Below are 7279 nucleotides of genomic sequence, written 5' to 3' on the forward strand. Positions count from 1 at the left end.
TCACATCCGGAACAGGCCGAACCGGGTCTCCGGTACCGGCGCGTTGAGGCAGGCCGAGAGCGACAGGCCGAGCACCCGGCGCGTCTCTTCCGGCAGGATGATGCCGTCGTCCCACAGCCGGGCGGTGGCGTAGTAGGGCGAGCCTTCCTCCTCGAACCCGGCGCGGATCGGCGCCTTGAACGCCTCCTCCTCCTCCGGGCTCCAGGCGCCGCCCCCGGCCTCGATGTTGTCGCGCCGGACGGTGGCGAGCACGCTCGCCGCCTGCTCGGCGCCCATCACCGAGATGCGTGAATTCGGCCAGGCGAACAGGAAGCGGGGCGAGTAGGCCCGGCCGCACATGCCGTAATTGCCCGCCCCGTAGGAGCCGCCGACGATCAGCGTGAGCTTCGGCACCGCCGCGGTCGCGACCGCGGTCACGAGCTTGGCGCCGTTCTTGGCGATGCCGCCGGCCTCGACCTCGCGCCCGACCATGAAGCCCGAGATGTTCTGGAGGAAGACCAGCGGGATTCGGCGCTGGCAGCACAACTCGATGAAGTGCGCCCCTTTGAGCGCGCTCTCCGAGTAGAGGATGCCGTTATTGGCCAGGATCCCGACCGGCATGCCGTGCAGCCGCGCGAACCCGGTGACGAGCGTGGTGCCGTAGAGCCGCTTGAACTCGTCGAATTCCGAGCCGTCGACGAGGCGGGCGATCAGCTCGCGGGCGTCGTACTGCTTGCGCAGGTCGGTCGGCACCAGGGCGTCGAGATCGGCGACGTCGTAGGCGGGGTCGACCGGGGCCGCGATGTCAAGATCCGGGCGCTTGACGGTATTGAGGCCGCCGACGATGCGGCGCAGGATCGCGAGCGCGTGGGCATCGTCGGTGGCGTAGTGGTCGGCGACGCCCGACAGGCGGGCATGGACGTCGGCGCCGCCGAGGTCCTCGGCGCTCACCACCTCGCCGGTCGCGGCCTTCACGAGAGGCGGACCGCCGAGGAAGATCGTGCCCTGGCGGCGCACGATCACGCTCTCGTCCGACATCGCCGGCACGTAGGCGCCGCCGGCGGTGCACGACCCCATCACGCAGGCGATCTGCGGGATGCCGGCGGCCGACATCTGCGCCTGGTTGTAGAAGATCCGGCCGAAATGCTCGCGGTCGGGAAAGACCTCGGTCTGCTGCGGCAGGTTGGCGCCGCCGGAATCGACGAGGTAGAGGCAGGGCAGGCAGTTCTGGAGCGCGATCTCCTGCGCCCGCAGGTGCTTCTTGACCGTGAGCGGATAATAGGTGCCGCCCTTGATGGTGGCGTCGTTGCAGACCACCATCACCTCGCGGCCCGCCACCCGGCCGATGCCGGTGATGAGGCCGGCGGCGTGGATGTCGTCGCCGTATAGCCCGTTCGCGGCGAGCCCGCCGAGTTCCAGGAAGGGCGAGCCCGGATCGAGCAGGCGCAGGACCCGGTCGCGGGGCAGGAGCTTGCCGCGGGCGACGTGGCGCTCGCGGGCCCGCTCCGGCCCGCCGGCGGCGGCCCTGGCGCGGTGGGCCTTGAGGGTCTGGCGCAGCTCGCTCCAGGCCGCACGGTTCTGCTCCGCCGCCCCGGAGGCGAGGTCGGCGCTGGTGGGGATGACCGGCATCGGCTTCAGACCTCAGGCGGACTTCGTGAAGAGCTCGCGGCCGATCAGCATCCGGCGGATCTCGCTGGTGCCGGCGCCGATCTCGTAGAGCTTGGCGTCGCGCAGGAGCCGCCCGGTCGGGTAGTCGTTGATGTAGCCGTTGCCGCCGAGCAGCTGGATCGCGTCGAGGGCGCATTGCGTCGCCCGCTCGGCGGCGTAGAGAATCGCGCCGGCGGCGTCCTCGCGGGTGGTCTCGCCGCGGTCGCAAGCCTGGGCCACCGCGTAGACGTAGGCCTTGGCGGCGTTGGTCGAGACGTACATGTCGGCGAGCTTGCCCTGGACGAGCTGGAACTCGCCGATCGGCTGGCCGAACTGCTTGCGCTCGTGGACGTAGGGCATCACCACGTCGAGGCAGGCCTGCATGATGCCGAGCGGCCCCGCCGCCAGCACCGCCCGCTCGTAATCGAGGCCCGACATCAGCACGTTGACGCCGCGGCCGACCGTGCCGAGCACGTTCTCTTCCGGAATCTCGCACTCCTCGAACACCAGCTCGCACGTGTCCGAGCCGCGCATGCCGAGCTTGTCGAGCTTCTGGGCTGTCGAAAAGCCCTTCATGCCCTTCTCGACCAGGAAGGCGGTGATGCCGCGCGATCCCGCCCCCGGGTCGGTCTTGGCGTAGACCACCAGCGTCTCGGCGACGGGACCGTTGGTGATCCACATCTTCGAGCCGGTCAGGACGTAGCGGTCGCCCTTCTTCTCGGCGCGGGTGCGCATCGATACCACGTCCGAGCCGGCGCCCGGCTCCGACATGGCGAGCGCCCCGACATGCTCGCCGGAGATGAGCTTCGGCAGGTACTTGTGCTTCTGCGCGTCCGAGCCGTTGCGGCGGATCTGGTTGACGCACAGGTTGGAGTGCGCGCCGTAGGACAGGCCGACCGAGGCGGAGGCCCGCGACACCTCCTCCATCGCCACGCAATGGGCGAGGTAGCCGAGGCCGAGGCCGCCATACTCCTCCTCGACCGTGATGCCGTGGAGGCCGAGCGCCCCCATCTCGGGCCAGAGGTCGCGCGGGAAGGTGTTGGTGCGGTCGATCTCCGCGGCCCGCGGCGCGATCTTGTCTTGCGCGAAGCTGCGCACGCTGTCGCGGATCGCCTCGGCGGTCTCGCCCAGGCCGAAATTGAACTCACGCGCGGCGTTCGGGATCATCGGCGCCCTCCCTGGATTTTCTCCATTCATACGAACGATCGTTTTTTAAAACAAGCCTGCTCGCGCCGTCCGCGGGGCGCGGTGGCTCGCCCGCGCGGGAGGGCATGCGATGACCGGCGTCGAGTGGGCGATCGTGAATAGCCGGCAGGCCGAGGCCGCGCTCGCCCCCGGCCGGATGTGCACGGAAAACCCCTGCAGCGGCGTTTCCGTGCGCGCCAACAATCCGACAGGGTTTGTCGTGCAAGCATCGCGGCCGAGGCCTGAAGGGCGCGCGCGTCGGCGACCATGCTCGCCACCCTGTCGGCAAACACATGTTTCCCGTACAGCCAAGCGTGACAGTCTGAATGACCGCACGCGGTCGAAAGCGACCGCTCGAAGCGCAATGGAGATCGCTCCGCATCAAGAGACTGGCTGATCCCGATCGGCTACGATCCCAGCCATGTGCAACCTCTACAGCTCCGCCCGTTCCCAGGACGAGATCCGGCGCAACTTCCCCGTCGAACGTTATGAGATCGCCAATCTGCAGCCGCTGCTCCGACGCTTCCCCAACCAAATCAGCGTCAGGCATTGCCCCAACGCCCACAGCGCCCGCCGCTTACAAATCCGTCAAGCTACGTCCCCCGAAATGGGGTCTTGGCACGACACTTCCGACTTCGCTAGGGATATCAATGTTGCAGAACCACTCCCATGGAGGCAGGTCCAAGCTTTATAGCCGCTCCGCTTTGTTGTATGGTATCGCGCCAAAAGGCGTGCCGGAGGGACGGCATGGCAGACATCTTCTTCTCCTACCAGAGCAATGATCGCGAGCGAGTGCGTCCCATTCACGATGCCCTTGAAGTGCAAGGGTTCGAGGTGTTCTGGGATCAAGAAGTGCCGCTAGGTAAAGATTGGGATAGCTGGATCCGACAGCATCTTAGAGTGTCAAAATGCGCGGTTGTGTTTTGGTCTTCCGCGTCCGTCGCTTCCAAAATGGTTCGCCATGAGGCTACAGTTGCCGATGGAATGGGCAAGCTCGTCTCCGTTTTACTGGAGTCACTTACGCCTGATCAATTTCCGATGGGAATGTACACCACGCAAGCTATAAACTTAGCCGATTTGAAAGGCGATTTTGAGCAAGACCGATGGAAACAATTCCTTCGCGAAATTAAAACCAAGCTAATGCCTACCTGGGCGCAGCAGCAAATTGTTGAGCTTGAGGCCGGGCTGCACCTCCACAGTACTCGACGCCTGCAAGCAGAAGTGCGAGAAAACACTTGGAAGGAAATTGCAACAAAGGAAGCCGATAGCAGGCGGCAGTTAGAACAAGAACGCGACGAGGCTGTCGTCACAGCCCGAACGCTTAAGTCCATCCATGAAGAAATAAATATCGCAAAATCTGAGAGCGAAACGCGAGTATCTGAATTATTGCTGCAAATAAAAAAAGCAGAAGATCAAATCAGTCAGGAGCGTGAGCATGCTGCCAATGCAGAAGATGCGCACAAATTTGAGATAAATGACTTAAAGGACGCGCGATCGAAAGTTGAGCTGCGGGCAGCCGATCTGCTCAAACGTTTATATGCGACGGAGGGGCAGGTACATGCAGCTCAAGAAGAAGTGACCGCACTCAACAAAAAAATCAGCGAGCTGCAAGATACAATAAGGACCCTGGGGTCTCAACCGTCTGGGCGTAGCTTTTCAGCGAAAATAAGAATATTTCATTTGATGTCAGTGATTTCAGCATTGATGATCCTGAGTTTCTGGGCGTATCGGCCAGTACTTAATAACGAGTGGGCGCAACGTACAGCGAAGGTTGAGGAGCTCGAAGCTCAGATCAACGCTTTGAAGCTAGCAAAGTCTGACAGCGACAAAAAGGTGAACGATTTCAAAATTCAGGCTGACGGCCTGAGTCGCGCAAAGGGAGCAAGCGATATAATCGTAACAGACCTCACACAACGTCTGAACACATATCAATATACCCCTCAATTTTCAAATGAAAAGAATGAAAAAAATCTGTCTGAAGATCAATCGAATGTTGCCACATCGGCATCGTTCGAGATAAAATCGGGAATTGATATCGGCGGATCCCCGTTCAGAACTATAAAAAATATAACAATTAATGATTGTAGATCTCAGTGCTCTATTGCAGGTGGATGCAACGCCTTTTCTTTTGCAAAGGCGAGTAGCTGGTGTTACCTACACGCCAAAAGTGATCAGCGTTATGATAACCAAGACTATGACTCTGGTTTTCGAAATCTGGTGACGCTTGAGACGCCAAAGAAGCCATCGTTGACTCAAGGACCTAGCCCTATTGCTGGAGAAGTGTTCAATATCAAGAACAATACGGAAATCAAAGGGAATTCCATCGATACGTTGAAGTACATTAGCATCGAAAAATGTCAAACATCCTGTATCGATAATAGGCAATGCAGTGGTTTTAGTTTTGCAAAGTCTAGTAAATGGTGCTATTTATATAATAATACTGCGCCGCAGGCTGAAAATAAAGATTATGTTTCTGGCTTTAAAAATAGGTAATTGTGTTTGAATTATTTGATCGTAAGTTCGATCGAGGCGTAACGAAGGCGAGGAGATGATGCGCTTCGCACTTGCTGAGAGCTAACTTCACTAATTTCTATGGGAAATGGGGTGCCGCGACCCGGTACGGCTGAGCCGCTAGAAGCCGATCACCGAGACCGCTTGCACATTGGCGGCGCAACCGCTGCTATGGATCGTAAGCAGATCCATAAAGAGCTCGTCCGCGTCAGGTGTCAGCCAACATGCCCGACTGGCCATCTCGGATAACGGAAAACACCTGTTTTCCGTACAGCCGAGCCTGATTTCCGGGATGGCCGCAACGGATCGAAATTAGCCTCCCGCACAGCCAGGCTTCCCTCCCAGCTCTACCCCCGCGCCGCCGCCCGGGCGATCCGCGCCGCCCCCGGCCCCGCTGCCGCGGCCTGCGTCGCCGCCCGGGCCCGCGCCGCCCGGTGGCTCGCATGCGTGATGGCGATCGCCAGGGCGTCGGCGGCGTCCGCGGTGTCGGCGGTCGCCTTCGGCAGGAGGAAGCGTACCATGGCGCCGACCTGGTCCTTCTCGGCGTGGCCGGCGCCGACCACGGTCTTCTTCACCAGGTTGGCGGCGTATTCCGCCACCGGCAGGCCGGCCAGAGCCGGCACCAGCAGGGCGACGGCGCGGGCATGGCCGAGCTTCAGGGTCGCCTGGGCGTCCTTGTTGACGAAGGTCTCCTCGACCGCCGCCTCGTCGGGGGCGAGCGTGGCGACAACCTTGGTCAGGCCCTCGTGCAGGGTGCGCAGGCGGGTGGCGAGGTCGTCGTCGCCGTTCGAGGTCACGGTGCCGCTCGCCACGAAGGCGAGGCGGGTGCCCGTGACGGTGATCAGACCCCAGCCGGTGCGGCGCAGGCCCGGATCGATGCCGAGGATGCGGATCGGTTCGCTCATCGCCGCTCGAATGTCCTTGCCGTGGATGCAGGCGGCGCCCGCATCATGCCGCGAAACCGTCCCGGCGCGAAGCGCCGCCTCCGTAGCCAGGAACCGGCGCCGCCACCGCGGGACGTTCCGTGAACACTCTTGGGACCAACACCTTGACGAACCGTAGCCGTGGCGGCGTGGTGGCATCATGTCGCTCGACCTCGCCACTCTCCTGCCCCTCGATGCCCGGGCCATCACCCTGTTCCTCGCTGCCCTGGTCGGCGGGCTGGTGCGTGGCTTCACCGGGTTCGGCTTCGCGATGGTGTTCGTGCCGATCGCGGCCGCCGCGGTCGGTCCGGCGGCGGCGGTGGGGCTGATCTGGGTCGTCGACGCGCCGTTCTCGCTGTGGTTCGGCGCCCGCTCCGCCCGGCGGGCGACCTGGCGCGAGGTGGTCCCGCTGCTCGTCGGCTCCACGCTCCTGCTGCCGGTCGGCGTCTGGCTCCTCACCCGGCTCGACCCGGGCCTCACCCGCTGGATCACCGCCGGGGCGATCCTGCTGGCCCTCGCCGCCCTCGTCTCGGGCTGGCGCTACCGCGGCGTGCCCTCGCTGCCGCTCTCGCTCGCCACCGGCGGCGCCTCGGGGCTGGCGAGCGGCTTCGCGGCTCTGGGCGGCATGCCGCTGGCCGTCTTCTGGCTCGCCAGCCAGCGCGCCTCGGCGGGACAGGTCCGCGACAACTTGATGGCCTATTTCGGCCTCTCGACCCTGGTGTCGGGCGTGGTGTTCACGGCGACCGGGGTGCTGTCGGGCCCCCGCTTCGCCGAGGCCCTGCCGCTGCTCCTGCCCTACGGACTCGGCCTCGCGGTCGGCTCGCACGGCTTCCGCCTCGCCTCCGACCGGGTTTTTCGGGCCGTGGCCTATACAGTGATCCTGCTGGCGGTCTGCCTGGCGCTGCCGCTGCGCTGAGCAGAGTTGCACGGAGAAACTCGTAACCGGGGCAAAATCGCGGGCGGTCAGGCTGGTGAGGTCTGCCTGACCAAGTCTGCGAGAGGTGGGATGGGTGGCCCGTGATCGGGGATGCCGA

General features: G+C 63.3%; 5 protein-coding genes. 2 read left to right on the top strand and 3 right to left on the bottom strand.

Translation table 11 applies throughout. The features are described 5' to 3' along the window. Both ABZT49_RS07950 and ABZT49_RS07955 read right to left on the bottom strand, forming a co-directional pair. A complete protein-coding gene (locus tag ABZT49_RS07950) occupies window positions 1–1608 on the bottom strand; it encodes a carboxyl transferase domain-containing protein (protein ID WP_355285155.1) in 1608 nt (535 codons plus the stop codon). 12 nt (window positions 1609–1620) lie between these two features. Next, entirely contained in the window at window positions 1621–2793 is a 1173-nt protein-coding gene (locus ABZT49_RS07955) for an isovaleryl-CoA dehydrogenase (RefSeq protein ID WP_355285157.1), read from the bottom strand. Window positions 2794–3558: 765 nt separating this feature from the next. Here ABZT49_RS07955 and ABZT49_RS07960 point away from each other — a divergent pair. Next, window positions 3559–5304 carry a TIR domain-containing protein gene (locus ABZT49_RS07960; protein WP_355285158.1) on the top strand — a complete coding sequence of 582 codons (1746 nt, stop codon included), beginning with the start codon at window positions 3559–3561 and terminating at the stop codon, window positions 5302–5304. A gap of 365 nt (window positions 5305–5669) precedes the next feature. Here ABZT49_RS07960 and ruvC read toward each other — a convergent pair whose 3' ends face one another. Further along, window positions 5670–6227, bottom strand: a complete 558-nt coding sequence (ruvC, locus tag ABZT49_RS07965; RefSeq protein WP_355285159.1) for a crossover junction endodeoxyribonuclease RuvC — start codon at window positions 6225–6227, stop codon at window positions 5670–5672. A gap of 178 nt (window positions 6228–6405) precedes the next feature. Here ruvC and ABZT49_RS07970 point away from each other — a divergent pair, with 178 nt between their 5' ends. Beyond that, window positions 6406–7161, top strand: a complete 756-nt coding sequence (locus tag ABZT49_RS07970; RefSeq protein WP_355285160.1) for a sulfite exporter TauE/SafE family protein — start codon at window positions 6406–6408, stop codon at window positions 7159–7161. Window positions 7162–7279 lie beyond the last annotated feature (118 nt).

Origin of the sequence: Methylobacterium sp. EM32, from assembly GCF_040593685.1 — a bacterium.
Classification (GTDB): domain Bacteria; phylum Pseudomonadota; class Alphaproteobacteria; order Rhizobiales; family Beijerinckiaceae; genus Methylobacterium.

Bases quoted from the DNA above. Each gene is read 5' to 3' on its own strand.
- ABZT49_RS07950 (WP_355285155.1), bottom strand. From the start codon at position 1,608: ATGCCGGTCATCCCCACCAGCGCCGACCTCGCCTCCGGGGCGGCGGAG.
- ABZT49_RS07955 (WP_355285157.1), bottom strand. From the start codon at position 2,793: ATGATCCCGAACGCCGCGCGTGAGTTCAATTTCGGCCTGGGCGAGACC.
- ABZT49_RS07960 (WP_355285158.1), top strand. From the start codon at position 3,559: ATGGCAGACATCTTCTTCTCCTACCAGAGCAATGATCGCGAGCGAGTG.
- ruvC (WP_355285159.1), bottom strand. From the start codon at position 6,227: ATGAGCGAACCGATCCGCATCCTCGGCATCGATCCGGGCCTGCGCCGC.
- ABZT49_RS07970 (WP_355285160.1), top strand. From the start codon at position 6,406: ATGTCGCTCGACCTCGCCACTCTCCTGCCCCTCGATGCCCGGGCCATC.